Annotated in this window: 21 protein-coding genes; 15 read left to right on the top strand and 6 right to left on the bottom strand. The window is 70.0% G+C overall.

Going from position 1 to position 17662, the window contains the following annotated elements:
* The first annotated feature begins 163 nt into the window (after window positions 1-163).
* From miaB to HNR16_RS08905, 4 genes are read left to right on the top strand one after another with little or no spacing between them, the layout of a single operon-like run.
* On the top strand, window positions 164-1711 hold the full coding sequence (miaB, locus tag HNR16_RS08920) for a tRNA (N6-isopentenyl adenosine(37)-C2)-methylthiotransferase MiaB (protein WP_158041855.1): 1548 nt from the start codon (window positions 164-166) through the stop codon (window positions 1709-1711).
* Between the two features lies 1 nt (window position 1712).
* Entirely contained in the window at window positions 1713-2651 is a 939-nt protein-coding gene (gene miaA, locus HNR16_RS08915) for a tRNA (adenosine(37)-N6)-dimethylallyltransferase MiaA (RefSeq protein ID WP_158041856.1), read from the top strand.
* Between the two features lie 47 nt (window positions 2652-2698).
* The gene (dapF, locus tag HNR16_RS08910) at window positions 2699-3595 is read left to right on the top strand and encodes a diaminopimelate epimerase (RefSeq protein WP_158041857.1); all 897 of its coding nucleotides are present in this window, start codon (window positions 2699-2701) and stop codon (window positions 3593-3595) included.
* Window positions 3592-4023, top strand: a complete 432-nt coding sequence (locus HNR16_RS08905; RefSeq protein ID WP_158041858.1) for a hypothetical protein — start codon at window positions 3592-3594, stop codon at window positions 4021-4023. Before dapF ends, HNR16_RS08905 begins: the two co-directional genes overlap by 4 nt.
* 27 nt (window positions 4024-4050) lie before the next feature.
* Here the strand turns inward: HNR16_RS08905 and HNR16_RS08900 are convergent, their stop codons facing one another.
* Window positions 4051-4659: a class I SAM-dependent methyltransferase gene (locus HNR16_RS08900; RefSeq protein ID WP_158041859.1), complete on the bottom strand. Its 609-nt coding sequence runs from the start codon at window positions 4657-4659 to the stop codon at window positions 4051-4053.
* A gap of 53 nt (window positions 4660-4712) precedes the next feature.
* Between HNR16_RS08900 and hflX the strand changes: the two genes are divergently transcribed.
* On the top strand, window positions 4713-6356 hold the full coding sequence (hflX, locus tag HNR16_RS08895) for a GTPase HflX (RefSeq protein ID WP_158041860.1): 1644 nt from the start codon (window positions 4713-4715) through the stop codon (window positions 6354-6356).
* An 85-nt stretch (window positions 6357-6441) separates the two neighbouring features.
* Here the strand turns inward: hflX and lexA are convergent, their stop codons facing one another.
* Entirely contained in the window at window positions 6442-7095 is a 654-nt protein-coding gene (gene lexA / locus HNR16_RS08890) for a transcriptional repressor LexA (protein ID WP_158041861.1), read from the bottom strand.
* Between the two features lie 249 nt (window positions 7096-7344).
* On the opposite strand from lexA, the gene HNR16_RS08885 reads away from it, so the two are divergent.
* The 6 genes from HNR16_RS08885 (at window position 7345) to HNR16_RS08860 (ending at window position 11996) form a co-directional block, all read left to right on the top strand.
* A complete protein-coding gene (locus HNR16_RS08885) occupies window positions 7345-7785 on the top strand; it encodes a LysM peptidoglycan-binding domain-containing protein (RefSeq protein ID WP_179558172.1) in 441 nt (146 codons plus the stop codon).
* Between the two features lie 97 nt (window positions 7786-7882).
* Window positions 7883-8971: a histidinol-phosphate transaminase gene (locus HNR16_RS08880; protein ID WP_158041863.1), complete on the top strand. Its 1089-nt coding sequence runs from the start codon at window positions 7883-7885 to the stop codon at window positions 8969-8971.
* Between the two features lie 10 nt (window positions 8972-8981).
* Window positions 8982-9587, top strand: a complete 606-nt coding sequence (gene hisB / locus HNR16_RS08875) for an imidazoleglycerol-phosphate dehydratase HisB (RefSeq protein WP_158041864.1) — start codon at window positions 8982-8984, stop codon at window positions 9585-9587.
* A complete protein-coding gene (hisH, locus tag HNR16_RS08870; protein WP_158041865.1) occupies window positions 9584-10234 on the top strand; it encodes an imidazole glycerol phosphate synthase subunit HisH in 651 nt (216 codons plus the stop codon). The genes hisB and hisH overlap by 4 nt, the downstream gene beginning before the upstream one ends.
* A gap of 75 nt (window positions 10235-10309) precedes the next feature.
* Entirely contained in the window at window positions 10310-11056 is a 747-nt protein-coding gene (priA, locus tag HNR16_RS08865) for a bifunctional 1-(5-phosphoribosyl)-5-((5-phosphoribosylamino)methylideneamino)imidazole-4-carboxamide isomerase/phosphoribosylanthranilate isomerase PriA (protein WP_158041866.1), read from the top strand.
* Window positions 11057-11075: 19 nt separating this feature from the next.
* The gene (locus tag HNR16_RS08860; RefSeq protein ID WP_158041867.1) at window positions 11076-11996 is read left to right on the top strand and encodes an SseB family protein; all 921 of its coding nucleotides are present in this window, start codon (window positions 11076-11078) and stop codon (window positions 11994-11996) included.
* Between the two features lie 39 nt (window positions 11997-12035).
* On the opposite strand, the gene HNR16_RS08855 is transcribed toward HNR16_RS08860, so the two are convergent.
* Window positions 12036-12413, bottom strand: coding sequence for a DUF1844 domain-containing protein (locus HNR16_RS08855; protein WP_225737972.1), 378 nt, complete (start codon window positions 12411-12413; stop codon window positions 12036-12038).
* 241 nt (window positions 12414-12654) lie between these two features.
* On the opposite strand from HNR16_RS08855, the gene infC reads away from it, so the two are divergent.
* From infC to HNR16_RS08835, 4 genes are all read left to right on the top strand, one after another.
* Complete coding sequence (gene infC / locus HNR16_RS08850; RefSeq protein WP_158041868.1) at window positions 12655-13293, top strand: translation initiation factor IF-3; 639 nt, start codon at window positions 12655-12657, stop codon at window positions 13291-13293.
* Window positions 13294-13303: 10 nt separating this feature from the next.
* The gene (gene rpmI / locus HNR16_RS08845; protein WP_158041869.1) at window positions 13304-13498 is read left to right on the top strand and encodes a 50S ribosomal protein L35; all 195 of its coding nucleotides are present in this window, start codon (window positions 13304-13306) and stop codon (window positions 13496-13498) included.
* Between the two features lie 39 nt (window positions 13499-13537).
* Complete coding sequence (gene rplT / locus HNR16_RS08840; RefSeq protein WP_158041870.1) at window positions 13538-13921, top strand: 50S ribosomal protein L20; 384 nt, start codon at window positions 13538-13540, stop codon at window positions 13919-13921.
* A 106-nt stretch (window positions 13922-14027) separates the two neighbouring features.
* Entirely contained in the window at window positions 14028-14840 is an 813-nt protein-coding gene (locus HNR16_RS08835; RefSeq protein ID WP_158041871.1) for a TrmH family RNA methyltransferase, read from the top strand.
* 80 nt (window positions 14841-14920) lie between these two features.
* Here HNR16_RS08835 and HNR16_RS08830 read toward each other — a convergent pair whose 3' ends face one another.
* The 3 genes from HNR16_RS08830 to HNR16_RS08820 form a co-directional block, all read right to left on the bottom strand.
* On the bottom strand, window positions 14921-15946 hold the full coding sequence (locus HNR16_RS08830; protein WP_158041872.1) for an amino acid ABC transporter permease: 1026 nt from the start codon (window positions 15944-15946) through the stop codon (window positions 14921-14923).
* On the bottom strand, window positions 15943-16596 hold the full coding sequence (locus HNR16_RS08825) for an amino acid ABC transporter permease (RefSeq protein ID WP_158041873.1): 654 nt from the start codon (window positions 16594-16596) through the stop codon (window positions 15943-15945). The genes HNR16_RS08830 and HNR16_RS08825 overlap by 4 nt, the downstream gene beginning before the upstream one ends.
* A gap of 107 nt (window positions 16597-16703) precedes the next feature.
* Window positions 16704-17588 (bottom strand): glutamate ABC transporter substrate-binding protein, encoded by an 885-nt coding sequence (locus HNR16_RS08820; RefSeq protein ID WP_158041874.1) that lies wholly within the window; start codon window positions 17586-17588, stop codon window positions 16704-16706.
* Window positions 17589-17662: the final 74 nt, after the last annotated feature.

The following is a 17662-nucleotide window of genomic DNA, read 5'->3' as shown; positions in this document are numbered from 1 at the left end:
CGGCGACGTCGTGGGGCACCGTGACCGCAGCGCGGTCCCGCTCACCCTACCGGAGGGCGCGGCGAGCGCTCCCACCGTGTACTCGGCCGCGGGCGACGCCCGACATCGGCCTCACATCGCGGCGGACGGCCGAGGTCCCCGGCGAACGTAGAATCGGTGCACCATGACTGAGACGGCCACCAGGATCGCGCCATCGCCCGCCGCCGTTCGCCCGGACGGGACACCACGCACGTTCGAAGTGCGCACGCTGGGGTGCCAGATGAACGTGCACGACTCGGAGCGTATGACGGGTTCCCTGCTCGCGGCGGGGTACTTGCCCGCACCGGACGACGCCGAGCCCGATGTCGTCGTCATCAACACGTGCGCGGTCCGCGAGAACGCCGACAACCGCCTCTACGGCAATCTCGGACAACTCGCGGCGGTGAAGCGCGGCCACGACGGGATGCAGATCGCCGTCGGTGGTTGCCTCGCCCAGAAGGACCGCGGCACGATCATCGAGCGCGCCCCCTATGTCGACGTCGTGTTCGGGACGCACAACCTCGGGTCGTTGCCGAGCCTGCTCGAGCGCGCCCGTCACAACGACGAGGCCCAGCTCGAGATCCTGGAGTCGCTCGAGGTCTTCCCCTCGACCCTCCCGACCAAGCGGGAGTCGAGCTACGCGGGGTGGGTCTCGATCTCGGTCGGCTGCAACAACACGTGCACGTTCTGCATCGTGCCGTCACTTCGTGGCAAGGAGAAGGACCGGCGCCCCGGGGACGTGCTCGCGGAGGTGCAGGCCCTCGTCGACGACGGTGCCATCGAGGTCACCCTCCTCGGGCAGAACGTCAACTCCTACGGCGTCGAGTTCGGCGATCGGCTCGCGTTCGGCAAACTGCTCCGCACGATGGGCGGCGTCGAGGGGCTGGAACGCGTCCGGTTCACGAGCCCACACCCCGCGGCGTTCACCGACGACGTGATCCTCGCCATGGCGGAGACGCCGAACGTCATGCCCCAGCTGCACATGCCACTCCAATCCGGGTCCGACCGCGTCCTGAAGGCCATGCGACGGTCGTACCGATCGAAGAAGTTCCTCGGCATCCTCGAGCGCGTCCGCGAGCACATGCCGCACGCGGCGATCTCGACCGACATCATCGTCGGGTTCCCCGGCGAGACGGACGAGGACTTCGAGGAGACGCTGCGGGTCGTCGAGGCTTCGCGGTTCGCGAACGCGTTCACGTTCCAGTACTCCGTCCGCCCGGGGACGCCCGCCGCGACGATGGACGGCCAGGTGCCGAAGCACGTCGTCCAGGAACGCTACGAGCGCCTCGTCGCACTGCAGAACCGCATCGGCCTCGAGGAGAACCGCTCCCTCGTCGGTTCCACGCAGGAGGTCATGGTCGCGAGCCACGAGGGGCGCAAGGACGGCACGACCCACCGGCTCACGGGTCGGGCCGAGGACAACCGGCTCGTGCACTTCTCGTTCCCCGAGGACGCCGCCGCGCCCCGGCCGGGGGACGTCGTCACGGTTCGGATCTCCTACGCCGCGCCCTCGCACCTGCTCGCCGACGATCCGTCCGGCGCGGCTCCGCCCGTCCGTCGGACTCGGGCCGGCGACGCGTGGGACCGTGCGCAGGCCGACTCGTGCGGGGTGCCGTCATCCGCCGGAACGGGCGGCCTCTCGCTCGGCCTGCCCACGCTCCGCATCGGGGCGCCGGCGCCCGCCCGGCGCTGACGTGCTCGTCGTCGGTGGCGCGACCGGGACGGGCAAATCGGCCCTCGCACTCGAGATCGCGGGACTGCTCGAGGCCTCCGGCACACGGGCCGAAGTGGTCAATGCGGACGCGATGCAGCTCTACCGCGGCATGGACATCGGGACGGCGAAACTGCCGCCGGAGGACCGCCGCGGGGTCGAGCACCACCTGCTCGACGTCCTCGACGTCGACGAGGACGCGAGCGTCGCCGCCTATCAGCGGACGGCCAGGTCGACCATCGAGTCGATCGAGCGACGCGGCGCCGTCCCCGTCCTCGTCGGGGGATCGGGACTCTACATCTCGGCGGTCTGCTTCGATCTGCGTTTCCCCGGCACGGACGACGCCGTGCGCGCGCGTCTGGAGGCCGAGCTCGAGCAGTGGGGGCCGGGCATGCTCGCACGACGACTGGCCGAGTACGACCCCGTCGCCGCCGAGAAGATCGGTCCGCACAACGGACGGCGGATCGTGCGTGCACTCGAGGTCATCGCGATCACGGGACGACCGTTCTCCGCGACCCTCCCCGACCACGACTCGTGGTGGCGACCCACGACGTTCGTCGTCCTCGAGCAGCCGCGGGAGGTGCTGACCCCCCGCCTCGATGCGCGGGTCGTTGCCATGTGGGACCAGGGGATCGTGGCGGAGACGGCGCGGCTCCTCGAGTCGGGCCTCGAGCGGGGGACCACGGCCAGACGTGCGATCGGCTACGCGCAGGCGATCGGCGAGCTGCGTGGGGAACTCACCCGGGACGAGGCGATCGCGGAGGCGCAGGCCCTCACCCGGAAGTACGCACGCCGTCAGGTCGGCTGGTTCCGACGGTACGAGAGCGCCATCCGGCTCGACGCGGGCGACCCCTATGCGGCCGGTATCGTCGTCGACGCGGCGCGGGAGGCGGGCACGCTCCTCGGCGCGACCGGCCCGTGACGACTCGCCCGCAGTACCCCGGACGCACGGCGACCTACGATGGTCGTATGACCACGTTCCGCTTCACCAAGGGGCAGGCGACCGGCAACGACTTCGTTCTCGTCGCGGACCCCGAGGGCACCGCGCCGCTCTCGCCCACGCAGATCGCCGCCCTCTGCGACCGGCACTTCGGGGTCGGCGCCGACGGCCTCATCAGGGCGGTCCGCTCCGAGCACCTGCCCGAGGGGGCGGCCGCGCTGGCGGAGGACCCCGACGCGACGTGGTTCATGGACTACGCCAACGGTGACGGCTCGGTCTCGGAGATGTGCGGCAACGGCGTGCGCGCCTACGTGCGGTTCCTCGTCGACACCGGTCTCGCGACGCTCGGGGTCGGTGAGACGATCGCGATCGGTACGCGCGCGGGCGTGAAGCGCGTGGAACGGAGCGAGGACGGGTTCCGCGTCGACATGGGGCGCTGGGCGCTGCGAGGTGGCGAACCGCTCGTGTCGGCGCACGGGCTCGAGGTCGATCGTCCCGGCCTCGGCATCGACGTCGGCAATCCTCACGTCGTCGTCGCGCTCTCGTCGAACACGGAGCTCGAGGCGCTCGACCTCGCTCGACCGCCCGTGCTCGATCCGGCACCGCCCGCGGGCGCGAACGTCGAATTCGTCGTTCCCGCCGAGCCGCTCGTGAGCGGGGGCATCGGTCGCATCCGGATGCGCGTGAGCGAGCGCGGTGTGGGGGAGACGCTCTCGTGCGGGACCGGCGCCGTCGCCGCGGCCCTCGCCGTTCGGCACTGGGCGGGTGCCGGTGCCCCGGACCGGTGGCGCGTGGGCGTTCCCGGCGGCGTCGTCGAGGTCGCCGTCGCCGGTGCACCGGGGGAGGAGCGGGTGACGCTCGCAGGACCCGCAGAGCTCGTCTTCGACGGCAATCTCGAACTCCCGTCCCCGGTGACCGCGGGATGAGCGCACGACGTGTGCGTGCGGCGTCCGCGTGCCTCGCGGTGCTCACGGTGGCACTCCTGAGCGGCTGCGCGGGCGCGACGAACGGCGTCGACGAGGTCGAGGACACGGCGGCCCCGAGCGCGACGGCGACCCCGGAGCCCACGCTCGAGATCGCGGCCGTCGCGGATCCGGGCCACGGCTGGATCAGCGTCTCCGGGACCGTCACCGGGGTCGCCGGCCAAGGGACGTGCACCGTGACGATCTCGCACGAGGGGGAGGAGGATCGCGTTCGCACCTCGACCGCACTTCCGAGCGAACGGGGCACGACGTGCGGTCACCTGTCCGTGGAGGTCGCCGCATCCGGCCTGTACGAGATCCGTCTCGAGGTGACGGAGCTGACCCCGGATCCGCTCACGGCCGAGACCTCGATCGAGTACACGGCGGCCTGACCCCGTTCGCTCGCCGCCGATGCCGCGTCAGCGCGGACGTCGCACCGTGAGAACGCGGAAGCCGCGCGCGTTCGCGGTGCGCTCCACGGTGGCGGGAGCGAACCGTTCCGTCAGCCATCGCTGCAGGGAATCCGCACCGAGCTGTTTCGCGACGACGAGATGCGCCTCGCCCCCGGGCGCCAACCGCGGCAGCCATGCGTCGAGGAGCTCGTGCAGTGCTGCCTTGCCGATACGGATCGGCGGGTTCGACCAGATCACGTCGAAGGTCAGCTCGGGCGGCACGTCCCGCGCCGTGCCCGCGTGGAGATTATCGAGCCCCAGCGTGCGTGCGTTGTCGGCCGTCAGGGCGACCGCTCGTTCGTTCACGTCGACGGCACGGACGTCGAGTCCGGGCGCCTCGAGTGCGAGGGCGATCGCGATGGGACCCCAGCCGCAGCCGAGATCGAGGGCGGTCCCCGTGGACGGCGGCGGCGGCACGCTGTCGAGGAGGACGGCGGTGCCCGTGTCGAGGTGCTCGGCGCTGAAGGTCCCCGCCGCCGTCGCGACCTCGACCCGGTGGCCGCGCAGCTCGACCGTGATCGTGCGCCGACGATCGGGCGCCCCGGGCGACGCGGTGAAGTAGTGCTCGGCGTTCATCGCCCCGACGCTAGCAAAGACGTCACGGGGGACACGGGCGTAGACTGGCCGGAATGCTCGATGACGACCGAACCCCCGAAACCGACGCCGCAGGCCACGACGCGCACGAAAGCCGACACCGCGACGACGACGTGGTCGCCCGCGTGCTCGGCCACGCCGAGGGACGCCGATCGGCGACCGTCTTCTCGGGCGATCAGGCGGGCGGACGGGCGCAGGCCCTCCAGGCCGACGACGCCGCCGCGACGGGAACCACCGACGACGGCGCCCAGTTCGCCCGCGAGGAGCGCGCGGGCCTCCGCCGCGTCGACGGGCTCTCGACCGAACTCGAGGACGTCACCGAGGTCGAGTACCGACAACTTCGGCTCGAGCGGGCGGTGCTCATCGGCGTCTACCGCGCGGGAACGCTCGAGGACGCGGAGAACTCGCTGCACGAACTCGCGGCCCTCGCCGAGACGGCGGGAGCCGAGGTCCTCGACGGTGTGCTCCAGCGGCGGCCGAATCCTGATCCCGCGACGTATCTCGGACGCGGCAAGGTCGCCGAACTCGCGGACATCGTCGCCTCGCTCGGCGCCGACACCGTCGTCGCCGACACGGAACTCGCGCCCAGCCAGCGGCGCGCCCTCGAGGACGCCGTCAAGGTGAAGGTCATCGATCGCACCGCCGTCATCCTCGACATCTTCAGCCAGCACGCGAAGAGCCGGGAGGGCAAGGCGCAGGTCGAGCTCGCGCAGCTCGAGTACCTCCTCCCACGCCTGCGCGGTTGGGGCCAGTCGATGTCCCGACAGGCGGGTGGACAGGTCGGTTCCTCGGGTGCGGGGATGGGGTCGCGCGGCCCCGGTGAGACGAAGATCGAGTTGGATCGTCGTCGCATCCACACGCGCATGGCGAAGCTGCGTCGACAGATCGCCGGTATGAAGTCCGCGCGCGACACGAAGCGGCAGGAACGTGAGCGCAACGCCGTCCCGTCCGTCGCGATCGCCGGCTACACGAATGCCGGGAAGTCGAGCCTGCTCAACCGGATCACGAAGGCGGGCGTCCTGGTCGAGAACCAGTTGTTCGCGACGCTCGACGCGACGGTCCGTCGCACCGAGACCGAGGACGGCCGGCCCTACACGATCGCCGACACGGTGGGGTTCGTGCGCAACCTACCGCACCAGCTCGTGGAGGCGTTCCGCTCGACGCTCGAGGAGGTGCAGAACGCGGACGTGCTCGTGCACGTCGTCGACGCGTCACACCCCGACCCCGCGGCGCAGCTGTCGACGGTTCGCGACGTGATCGCGGACGTCGACGGGCGCGACATCCCCGAGATCGTCGCATTCAACAAGTCCGATCTCGTGGGGCCCGAACGCGAACTCGAACTGCGAGCCCTCGTCCCGGACGCCGTGTTCGTGTCGGCTCGAACGGGGGCGCGCGTCGAGGAGCTCCTCGAGCGCATCGCCGGAACGCTCCCGACCCCCGAGGTCGAGCTCGATCTCGTGGTCCCGTACTCGCGGGGGGACCTCGTCTCCTACCTGCACGATCGCGGGGCGGTGCTCTCGAGCGAGCACATCGCGGACGGCACTCGGCTGCGCGCTCGCGTCCACCCCGATCAGCTCGGGCTCTTCGACGGGCTCATCGAGCATCCCGAACTCGTTCCGGGGTTCGAGGCCACTCGGCCCGGCGTCCGTCGTCGGCCGGCGGGTACGCCGCGCGACTGAGAGCGGTTCGCGGTGCTGGCCCGCGCGAACCGACGCGGGCCCGTGTGGACGGACGGGTCCGTCGCCCGGCTTCGGTGCGACCCGCTCAGATCGAGCGGAGGACCGCCACGACCTTGCCGAGGATCTCGGCCTCGTCGCCCGGGATCGGTTCGAACGCCGAGTTGCGGGGGAGCAGCCACGTGTGACCGTCGCGCTGGCGGAACGCCTTGACCGTCGCCTCGCCGTCGAGCATGGCCGCGACGATGTCGCCGTTCTCGGCGACCCGCTGCTGGCGGACGACGACCCAGTCGCCGTCGCAGATCGCGGCGTCGATCATCGACTCGCCGACGACGCGGAGCAGGAACAGCTCGCCGCCGCCGACGATCTGGCGCGGGAGCGCGAACACGTCCTCGACCTGCTGCTCCGCCGTAATCGGTGTGCCCGCGGCGATGCGGCCGACGAGCGGCACGTACGCTGCATCGGCCTTCGGCTCGTCGATCGCGTCGTCGACACCGGGGACCTCGACGAGCACCTCCATCGAGCGTGAGGCCCCGGGCGTACGCCGGATCGCGCCGGCCAGCTCCAATTGCGTGAGTTGGTAGGCCACGCTCGAGAGCGAGGCGAGGCCGACGGCGTCACCGATCTCCCGCAGTGACGGTGGGAAGCCACGCTGCACGACGGTGTGTGCGATGTGCGCGAGGATGCGCTGCTGCTTCTCGCTGAGCGGCTTTGCCCCGTCCGGGGCGGTGCGTGCGGCCATCGTGGCCTCCGATCTCGGCGGTTCGAGCGCGTGTCCGTGGGTGGTGGTGCACTCGTCGTGTTCGGCAACGACGATACCGGTCGTCAGGTGCGGAACGCACATTTCTTCGAGTGTCGTCTCGAACACCTCTCCGAAACATCGGTACAGCGGGTTGACATCACGAGGAAATCGAACGTATATTCGAGACAGATGTTCGAAGGGGCCTCCCGGCCGAGGCCCCTTCGCACATCTCGAGCACGAGGAGCCGTCATGAGCATCGCCGTTGTCGCCGAACGTCCCGCCGGGGTCTCGCTGTCGAGCCACGTGCCGTCCCGCCCGGCCGAGTCGAGTCGAACGACGTCGGACGCACGGGGCGTCGGCCGTTCCCGCGTATCGGGACGTTCGCTCCGTCTCACGACCCGCGGTCGCGTGGTGTTCGGCGCGCTCGCGCTCGTCGCCCTCGCGGCACTCGGATTCGGCACCGCGAGCGCCATTGCGGCGGTCCCGAGTGCGGTCGCGACCGACGTTGAGGCCACCACCGACTTCACCTATGTCACGGTTCAGCCCGGTCAGTCCCTCTGGGACATCGCGAGCACCATCGCCGACGATCGTGACGTCCGCGACGTCGTCGCCGAGATCAGCACGCTGAACGGGCTGCAGGGCGCGCAGATCGAGCCCGGTCAGCGTCTCGCGCTTCCCACCTGGGTCTGAGCGCGAGACATCGATCGGAGCGCGACGACGCGCACCGTGGAGGTGTCCGTCCTCCGGCGGTACGCGCCGCCGCACGACGGCGCTCTAGCATGGTGGGGTGACCCAGCTCGACGATCTCCCCATCCGTGACGACCTCCGCGGCCTCAGTCCGTACGGCGCCCCACAGCAGCCTGTGCGCGTCGCCATCAACGTGAACGAGAACCCGTACCACGTGCCCGAGGTCGTCGCCCACCGGATCGTCGAGGCCATCGCGCGGGAGCTGCCCGGGCTCAATCGGTACCCGGACCGCGAGTTCACGGCACTCCGCGAGAAGCTCGCCTCCTATCTCGGCCACGATCTGACACCCGATCAGCTGTGGGCGGCGAACGGCTCGAACGAGATCATGCAGCAATTGCTGCAGGTGTTCGCGGGGCCCGGGCGACGCGTGCTGAGCTTCTCGCCCAGCTATTCGATGTATCCGCTCCTCACGCGCGGTGTCGGGAGCGAATTCGTCACCGCGTCCCGCGACGACCGCTTCGCCGTGACACCGGAACTCGCACGCGAGGCGATCGAGCGCGAACAGCCCGACGTGACCATCCTCTGCACGCCGAACAACCCCACGGGGACCGGCATGTCGCTCGAGACCATCGAGGCCGCCTACGCGGCGACGACGGGCGTGCTCATCGTCGACGAGGCCTACGCGGAATTCCGGCACGACGGCGAGCCCAGCGCACTCGAACTGCTGCCGGGACGCGAACGCCTCGTCGTCTCCCGCACCATGAGCAAGGCGTTCGCGTTCGCGGGCGTACGGGTCGGGTACTTCGCGGCGGCGCCCGTCGTGGCCGACGCGGTGCGCCTCGTTCGACTGCCCTATCACTTGTCCGCACTCACCCAGGCGGCCGCGGGGGCTGCGCTCGACTGTGCCGACGTCATGCTCGGTCAGGTCGAGGCGATCCGTGTGCAGCGCGACCGCATCGTCGAGGAGGTGACGGCGCTCGGCTACGCGCCCTATCCGAGCGAGGCGAACTTCGTGCTCATCGGTGGCGTGGACGACCCGCGCGCAATCTTCGAGGGGATGCTCGAGCGCGACATCCTCATCCGCGATGTCGGGCTCCCCGGCACGGTGCGCGTGTCGGCCGGTACGGAAGAGGAGACGAGCGCGTTCCTCGCGGCGCTGGCGGAACTCAGCCGTCCCGCGACGGCCTAGGGTTGATGACATGAGCACACCACGGACCGCCACGGTGACGCGGTCGACGAGTGAGTCCTCGATCGAGTTGACGATCGATCTCGACGGGACCGGTGTCGCGGACATCGCGACGACGGTGCCGTTCTACGACCACATGCTCACGGCCTTCGCGAAGCACTCGCTGAGCGACCTCACCGTGCGTGCGAGCGGCGACACGGACATCGATGTGCACCACACGGTCGAGGACACGGCCATCGTGCTGGGGCAGGCGATCCGTCTCGCGCTCGGCGACAAGTCCGGCATCGCCCGCTACGGCGACGCACTCGTCCCGCTCGACGAATCGCTCGCCCGGGCGGTCGTCGACATCTCGGGGCGACCGTTCCTCGTCCACGAGGGGGAGCCCGAGGCGTTCGTCTATCACCTCATCGGCGGTCACTTCACGGGTGCGATGGTGCGTCACGTGTTCGAGGCGATCACCTTCCACGCCGCGCTCACGGTGCACATCGACCTCGTGCGGGGACGCGATCCGCACCACATCGCGGAGGCCGAGTTCAAGGCGTTCGCCAGGGCGTTCCGTGCGGCCAAGCGTCGTGACCCCGAGGTCGTCGGCGTGCCCTCCACGAAGGGCAGCCTGTGACGACGGGGCGGCCGAGCGTCGTCGTCCTCGACTACGGCTCGGGCAACGTCCACTCGGCCGTCAAGGCGCTCGAGGCGGCCGGGGCCGACGTGGCACTCACCGACGATCGCGTGGCCGCGAGCGAGGCCGACGGACTCGTCGTTCCGGGTGTCGGTGCCTTCGCGAACGTCATGCGCGCACTCGACGAGCACCGGGTCGGTGAGATCGTCGGTCGTCGGCTCGCGGGTGGACGCCCCGTCCTGGGCATCTGCGTCGGCTTGCAGGTCATGTTCGAGGCGGGCCTCGAGGGCGGTGCGGTCGTGCCGGGGCTGGGTGAGTGGCCCGGCGAGGTCCGGCGCCTCGAGGCCGACGTCCTTCCGCACATGGGGTGGGACACGGTCGATGCACCGGAGGGCTCGGTCCTGTTCGACGGCATCCGCGACGAGCGCTTCTACTTCGTGCACTCGTACGCCGCACCGCGCCTCGATCTGCAGCCTCACCCGCGCGCGCGGCCGGTTCACGTCACGACGTGCACTTACGGCGAGACGTTCGTTGCGGCCGTCGAGAACGGTCCGCTCAGTGCCACACAGTTCCACCCCGAGAAGTCCGGCGCCGCAGGCATCCGGCTCCTGAGCAATTGGATCGGCTCGCTCCGTGGCGACGGCTAGGCGGGCGCCCGCCTTCCGAGCGGAACCCCACGCGAACGAGTCCATGCCGACCGAGCAACCATCGAGGAACACCACGTGAGCGAATTCAACGCAGCCCCCGAACTCGTCCTCTTCCCGGCCATCGACCTCGTCGACGGCAAGGCCGTCCGGCTCGTGCAGGGCGAGGCCGATTCGGCGACCGACTACGGCGATCCCGTCGAGGCGGCGAGCGAGTGGGCCCGGCAGGGCGCGCGCTGGCTGCATCTCGTCGACCTGGACGCCGCGTTCGGTCGTGGCGACAACCGTGCCGTCATCAAGAAGATCATCCGCGCCGTCCGCGACGTCAAGGTCGAGCTGTCCGGCGGGATCCGGGACGACGAGTCGTTGCAGCGCGCCGTCGACACGGGCGCGAAGCGCGTCAACCTGGGCACCGCCGCGCTCGAGAATCCCGAGTGGGCCGCGAGTGTCATCGCGCGTTACGGCGACCTCGTCGCGGTCGGGCTCGACGTGCGGGGCACGACGCTCGCCGCGCGGGGCTGGACGGAGGAGGGCGGCGACCTCTGGGAGGTCCTCGCCCGACTCGAGGCGGCCGGCTGCGCGCGGTATGTCGTGACGGACGTCACGAAGGACGGCACGCTGCGCGGACCGAACCTCGATCTGCTGCGGGAGGTGCTCTGCCGGACCGATCGCCCCGTCATCGCGTCCGGTGGCGTCTCGGGCCTGTCCGATCTCATCGCACTGCGCGAGCTCGTGCCGCTCGGTCTCGAGGGTGCCATCGTCGGTAAGGCGCTGTACGCGGGCGCCTTCACCCTTCGTGAGGCCCTCGACGTGGCGGGCGACTGAGCGGACGGACGAACCTCTCGTGGCCCAGCTCCCCGAACACTTCCGCGCGAGTGCGTCGGATTCCGCCGGTCAACCGTGGGCGGGTCGGTCGTTCGACGACAACCCGTACCGTGACGACGACGGATCGACGCCGCAGGAGGTCGCGCGGGCCATGGTCGACTTCCAGGCCGGTGAGACGGGACCCGAGCGGGTCGTCGATGCGCTCCGGCACGCCCGTGTCCTCGTCCCGCTTATCGCCGAGCTCGGGGAGGCCGGGGCGAACGACGAGGGCGTGACGGTCGACAAGTCGGCCGAGCTCTCCATCGTCACGGTGCAGGGGCCGGACGGGCGACCCGTCCTCCCCGTGTTCACCTCGACGGACGCGATGCGCGCCTGGAATCCGGATGCGCGGCCCATCCCCATCGGTATGCGGCGCGTGGCCGCCGCCGTCGTCGAGGAGGGGACCGATCTCGTGATCGTCGATCCGGGGAGTGCCACCGAGTTCGGGATCCGCCGTCCCGCGAGCTGGGCGATCGTTCGCGACGAGCCCTGGACGCCGGCGTGGAGCAACGAGGAGGTGGCGACGGCGGTCGCGGCCGGTGTCTCGGCGGAGCCGCTCGTCGAGGCGATCGAGATGGGACCCGGCGGCCTCGGTGTCGGGCTCGAAGGGCCCGAACTGCTCGTCACCCTGCGTGTCCCCGATTCCGCGCCCCGTGACGAGCTCGCGGCCCTCGCCACCCGCGCACAGACGGCGTGGCAGGAGGACGAGTCGATCGCCGTCGGCGTCGACTCCATGACCCTCCGATTGGCACCCGTCTCGGCCTCGCCGCTCGCCGCGGAGTCCGCGCCCGGCGCACCGGGGGAGCCGGGGGAGTCCGGCGAGTCGGTGGAGCCCCACGCATCGTCGTCGACTCGCCGCGTGCGCGATCTGTTCCGGCGGCGCCCACGCGACGGGGCCTGATCGTTCGGACGCGATCCGGCCCGGACGGCCGGGCCGACGTCACCCGTAGACGGGGCCCGTGAGGTCCTCGCCCGGGCCCTTCCCGACGGGGTCGGGGTACGGGGACGCCTCGCGGAACGCGAGCTGGAGCGAACGGAGCCCGTCGCGGAGCGGTCGGGCGTGGTGGTCACCGAGGTAGGGGAGCGACGCGGTGAGGAGGCCCGCGAGGGCCGAGATGAGCTTGCGTGCCTCGTCGAGATCGCGTGCCTCGTCGCCGTCGAGCTCGCCGAGGCCGCACTTGACGGCCGCGGCGCTCATGAGGTGGACGGCCGTCGTCGTGATGAGTTCGACGGCGGGGACGTCACCGATGTCGCGCAGGGCGTCGTCGAGGGCCTCCCGGGCATCGCCGGGCTCATCGGTGGTGGGGGACTGCGACACGATGTTCCTCTGCGGTCGGCGACGTGATAGAGTGGCCGACGGTTTCTGCTGTGCAGGAACCGGAAGCAAGAGGATTCGTCCCACCCGCGCGGCCGCTTACAGGCTACCGGGTCGTTCCACTCCCCTCCGACCACGGAGGCGTGGGCCGTGTCGCGGCCCTTCGGGTGGAGAAGCGCTCGCGCGTGCGCGGCGGGGTGATGTCGTTCTCGTTTCCACACCGTCGAACATCTGAGGAGCTCTCATCAGCGAACCACGCATCAACGACCGCATTCGTGCCACTGAAGTACGACTCGTCGGTCCCGGCGGGGAGCAGGTCGGTGTCGTCAATGTCGATGTCGCACTGCGTCTCGCCCAGGAGTCGGAGCTCGACCTCGTCGAGGTCGCCCCGAACTCGAAGCCGCCCGTGGCCAAGATCATGGACTACGGCAAGTTCAAGTACGAAGCGGCGCAGAAGGCCAAGGAGGCCCGTCGCAACCAGGCGAACACGGTCCTCAAGGAGGTCCGCTTCCGTCTGAAGATCGACAGCCACGACTACGAGACCAAGCGCAAGCGCGCGATCGGCTTCCTCGAGGCAGGCGACAAGGTCAAGGCCATGATCCAGTTCCGCGGCCGTGAGCAGTCGCGTCCCGAGCTGGGCGTGCGCCTGCTCCGCCGCTTCGCCGAAGAGGTCGCCGACTACGGCACCGTCGAGTCGAACCCCACCATCGACGGCCGCAACATGGTCATGATCATCGGCCCGCTCAAGGCGAAGTCCGAGGTCAAGGCCGAGGCCTCCGCCCGCCGCAGCGAGGCGAAAGAGGCCGCGCGCGCCGCGAAGCACCAGAACACCCCAGCACCGGAGTCGGCCGAGGCCGCCTCCGGCTCAGAGACATCGGAATAAGGAGACAGCGATGCCGAAGCAGAAGACCCACTCGGGGGCCAAGAAGCGCTTCAAGGTCACCGGAAGCGGCAAGATCATGAAGCAGCAGGCGGGAATGCGCCACAACCTCGAGGTGAAGGCGCCGGGCCGCAAGGCGCGCCTCAACCAGGACCAGGTGCTGTCGCCCGCCGACGCCAAGGTCGCCAAGAAGCTCCTCGGTCACTAGTACCGGGCCCCACAACTACTTCAGGAGAACTCCAGACTCATGGCACGTGTCAAGCGGGCGGTCAACGCCCAGAAGAAGCGTCGCGTCATCCTCGAGCGCGCATCCGGTTACCGCGGACAGCGTTCGCGCCTCTACCGCAAGGCGAAGGAGCAGGTCACCCACTCGCTCGTCTACAGCTACCGTGACCGCCGCGCGAAGAAGGGCGAGTTCCGTCGCCTGTGGATCCAGCGCATCAACGCCGGCGCGCGTGCGAACGGCCTCACCTACAACCGCTTCATCCAGGGCCTCGGGCTCGCGGGTGTCGAGGTCGACCGCCGCATCCTCGCCGAGCTCGCCGTGAACGAGCCCGCGACGTTCGCCGCGCTCGTCGCGACGGCCAAGCAGGCACTCCCCGAGGACACCTCGGCGCCGAAGGCCGCGTAGCCGCAGTCCGCACGACGGATTTCGATGGGGCGACCGGAGCACAGCTCCGGTCGCCCCATCGACGTCCCAGCCAACGAACGAGTACGAGTCGGAAGAGGTCGAGAGCGTGATCGAGAGTCCACGGAACGCGCGTGTGCGCGAGGTGCGCCGTCTGGCGCAGAAGTCGGAGCGGCAGGAGACGGGACTGTTCCTGCTCGAGGGACCGCAGGCGGTTCGGGAGGGGCTCCGGGACCGCCCCGACCTGATCGAGGAGTTCTTCATCACGCCGACCGCGCTGGAACGTCATACCGACCTGGGAGACCTCGCGTTCGAGGCGGAACTCGAGGTGCAGTTCGCGACGGAGGAGGCGATCGACGCGATGGCGGACACGCGGACGCCGCAGGGGGTCGTCGCCGTGTGCCGACAGTTCCCGGTGTCGCTGCGCACGGTCTTCGACGGGGAGCCGCGGCTCGTCGCGATCCTCGAGGAGGTGCGTGATCCGGGCAACGCGGGGACGATCATCCGCGCCGCCGACGCGGCGGGTGCCGACGCCGTCGTGCTGACGGGCCGTGCGGTCGACCTCTACAACCCGAAGGTCGTCCGGTCGACGACCGGTTCGCTCTTCCACGTGCCGATCGCCGTCGACGTCCAGCTCGATGCGGCCGTGGATCGGGCGCGGGAGGCGGGGCTGCGCGTCCTCGCGGCGGACGTTTCGGGTCGTGACCTCCAGGAGGCACGGAGCGCCGGGAGCCTCGACGGTCCGACGGCCTGGGTGTTCGGGAACGAGGCGCGTGGGCTCGACGCCGAGAAGCTCGAACTCGCCGACGAGGCGGTCCGCGTGCCGATCTTCGGACGCGCCGAGTCGATGAACCTCGCGACGGCCGCGTCCGTCCTGCTCTACGAGTCGGCGTTCGCGCAGCGGCAGGGGCGCATCGACTGAGTGGTGCGCGGCGTCGCGAACGGCGACGACGAGGGGGCCGGCACGAATGTGCCGGCCCCCTCGTCGTGGGACGGTTGCGCTCAGGCCTTGCCGAGCGTGGGACCGGCCCCCGGTCCGTCGCCGTCGTCACCCTCGCGCGCCCGCTCGCCGGCGGATTCCTCGACCGAGAGCGCGGACGCGCGTTCCGCCTCCTCGAGTTCGAGGACGTCCGACTGCTGCACGCCGATGAGCTGGGTGTCGGTCACGCCGCCGGCGTTGCCCACCGCGGCGGCGCCGCCCGCGACCTTCGGGGAGGCCGAGATGCGGTTCTGGACGACCGTTGCGACCCACGACAGCAGGATGCACGTGATGATGTAGATCGCGCCGACGACGATGGTCATCGGGACGATCGGCCGCCCGAGCTGCCCCTGCCCGCCGAGGAACTTCGCGAGGTAGAGCAACTCGTTGTACGTGATGATCGACCCGAGCGCCGTGTCCTTCAGTGTCACGACGAGCTGCGCGATGATGACGGGCAGCATCGAGCGGATCGCCTGTGGCATGAGGATGTTCGACATGACACCGCTCTTGCGGAGCCCGATCGCGTACGCCGCCTCCGACTGCCCACGCGGGAGCGCCTCGACGCCCGCACGGAGCACCTCGGCGAGCACCGAGCCGTTGTAGAGGATGAGCGCGATGACGACCGACCAGAACGGCGACATGCTGAAGCCCGTCGCATCGCGGAACGAGTTGACGCCGTAGTAGAGCAGCATCATGAACACGAGGACGGGGATCGCGCGCAGGATCTCGATGACGACGCGAGCCGGAACCGCGACCCACGCGTGGTCGCTGAGGCGGGCGATCGCGAGCACGAGTCCGAGGATGAGCGCGCCGACCGCCGCGACGAGGAAGGCGCTCAGCGTCGCCCAGAGCGCGGCGAGGATCTGCTGCCACACGATGGCGTACGCGAAGATCTCCCACTTCTGCGCCGTGAACTGTCCCGTCACGAACAGCCGGTAGATGATGAAGCCGATGAGGGCGACGATCACGACGACCGTCAGCGCGCCGAGGAGCTTGTTCCTGGCGATGGCCTTCGGGCCGGGGACGTCGTAGAGGACGGACGTGGTCATCGTGCCACCTTCCAGCGACGCTCGAGGGCCGTCTGGCCCCAGGACAGCAGCATGACGAGCGCGACGAACACGATCGCGACCCAGATGAGCACGAGCATCGCGTTCTCGCCCAGCTCGCTCATGTTCGCGCGGATCGAGCCGAGGTTGAGCACCGAGAAGCCTGCCGCGACGGTCGTGTTCTTGAGGAGCGCGATGAACACGCTCATCATGGGCGGGATGACGGCGCGGGCCGCCTGGGGCAGGACGATGAGCCCCATGACCTGCGTGAACGGCAGGCCGATCGCGCGTGCCGCCTCGGCCTGGCCGACGGGGACGGTGTTGATGCCACTTCGGAGCACCTCGGCGACGTAGGTGGCCGTGTAGATGCCGAGCGCGAAGACGCCCAGGACGATGTAGTCCGTCTGCCCGATGGGGAAGACGAGCGGCACGACGAAGGCGAACACGAAGAACACGAGCGTGAGCGGGGTGTTCCGGATGAGGTTGACGTAGGCCGTACCGACGGCGCGGGCGATGGGCACGGGGGAGACGCGCATGGCGCCGACGATGAAGCCGAGCACGAGGGCGAGCAGGCCGCCACCGATGAACAGGATCAGCGTGCCGACGAGTGCGTCACCCCACAGGCCGAGGTGGTTCGTGATGATCTCGAACACCCTCGCCCTCCTTTCTTGGTCGACCGGCGTGGGCCGGTCAGAGGACCGGGGGCGGCGGCGCGGGTCGCACCGCCGCCCCCGGATCGATCAGTTGGCGTTCGGACGGATCAGTAGCGGTCGACCGCCGGCTGCTCGACCTTCACACCCGTCGAACCGAGGTTCGCGTCGTAGATCTCCTGCCACTTCGCGTTGCCGTTCTCGAGGGCGTCGTTGAGGTAGTTGCGGAGCACGTCGTCACCCTTGGGCAGGCCGATGCCGTACTTCTCCTCGCTGAACGGCTCGCCGACGACCTTGAGGTTGTCGGGGTCCTGGGCGGCGTAACCGAGCAGGATCGCCTGGTCGGTCGTGACGGCCTGCACCTGTCCGTTGAGGAGCGCCTCGACGCACTGCGAGTACGTGTCGAACTCGGTCACAGGGACGCCAGGGTAGTTGTCGCGGATGTTCTGGATCGGCGTCGAGCCGGTCGCCGAGCAGACGTTCGTCGACTCGTTGAGGTCGTCGACGCCGGTGATCGTCGAGTCGCTCTTGACGAGCAGGCCCTGCCCGGTGAGGAAGTACGGCCCGGCGAAGTCGATCTGCGCCTTGCGCTTGTCGGTGATCGAATAGGTGCCGACGTAGAGGTCGATGTCGCCGTTCACGATCGCGGTCTCGCGGTTCGCCGAGGGGATCGCCTTGAACTCGATCTTGTCCTCGCCGAAGCCGAGCTCGGCCGCCATCCAGCGGGCGATGTCGATGTCGAAACCGGTGCGTTTGCCGGACACCGCGTCGAGGTAGCCGAGACCGGGCTGGTCCTCCTTGACGCCGATGACGATCTTGTCGGCCGCCTTCATGCGGTCGTAGGTGGGCGAACCCTCGAGGGCGACGTCGGTGGCGACGGGGGCCTCGCTGACCTCGCCTCCCTCCTGCCCGGGTGTGCCCGAGGCACAACCGACGAGGCCGAGCAGGGCGATGAGCCCGGCTCCGAGTGCGGTGGTTACCGTGCGCTTGCGCATGGATGCTCCTTCTTGCATTCAAACGGTGGTCGATGGATCGATCACGTAGTCGCGTGAACGATCCGAGTGTGGGT

It is taken from the genome of Pseudoclavibacter chungangensis, assembly GCF_013410545.1.
Classification (GTDB): Bacteria; Actinomycetota; Actinomycetes; order Actinomycetales; family Microbacteriaceae; genus Pseudoclavibacter; species Pseudoclavibacter chungangensis.
This window is presented reverse-complemented; position numbering and strand designations above follow the sequence as displayed.

Excerpts from the sequence above, each read along its gene's own strand:
- HNR16_RS08905 (WP_158041858.1), top strand. The coding sequence starts at position 3,592 with ATGAGCGCACGACGTGTGCGTGCGGCGTCCGCGTGCCTCGCGGTGCTC.
- hflX (WP_158041860.1), top strand. The coding sequence starts at position 4,713 with ATGCTCGATGACGACCGAACCCCCGAAACCGACGCCGCAGGCCACGAC.
- dapF (WP_158041857.1), top strand. The coding sequence starts at position 2,699 with ATGACCACGTTCCGCTTCACCAAGGGGCAGGCGACCGGCAACGACTTC.
- rplT (WP_158041870.1), top strand. The coding sequence starts at position 13,538 with ATGGCACGTGTCAAGCGGGCGGTCAACGCCCAGAAGAAGCGTCGCGTC.
- miaB (WP_158041855.1), top strand. The coding sequence starts at position 164 with ATGACTGAGACGGCCACCAGGATCGCGCCATCGCCCGCCGCCGTTCGC.
- lexA (WP_158041861.1), bottom strand. The coding sequence starts at position 7,095 with ATGGCCGCACGCACCGCCCCGGACGGGGCAAAGCCGCTCAGCGAGAAG.
- HNR16_RS08900 (WP_158041859.1), bottom strand. The coding sequence starts at position 4,659 with ATGAACGCCGAGCACTACTTCACCGCGTCGCCCGGGGCGCCCGATCGT.
- rpmI (WP_158041869.1), top strand. The coding sequence starts at position 13,304 with ATGCCGAAGCAGAAGACCCACTCGGGGGCCAAGAAGCGCTTCAAGGTC.
- HNR16_RS08830 (WP_158041872.1), bottom strand. The coding sequence starts at position 15,946 with ATGACCACGTCCGTCCTCTACGACGTCCCCGGCCCGAAGGCCATCGCC.
- hisB (WP_158041864.1), top strand. The coding sequence starts at position 8,982 with ATGAGCACACCACGGACCGCCACGGTGACGCGGTCGACGAGTGAGTCC.
- HNR16_RS08820 (WP_158041874.1), bottom strand. The coding sequence starts at position 17,588 with ATGCGCAAGCGCACGGTAACCACCGCACTCGGAGCCGGGCTCATCGCC.
- HNR16_RS08885 (WP_179558172.1), top strand. The coding sequence starts at position 7,345 with ATGAGCATCGCCGTTGTCGCCGAACGTCCCGCCGGGGTCTCGCTGTCG.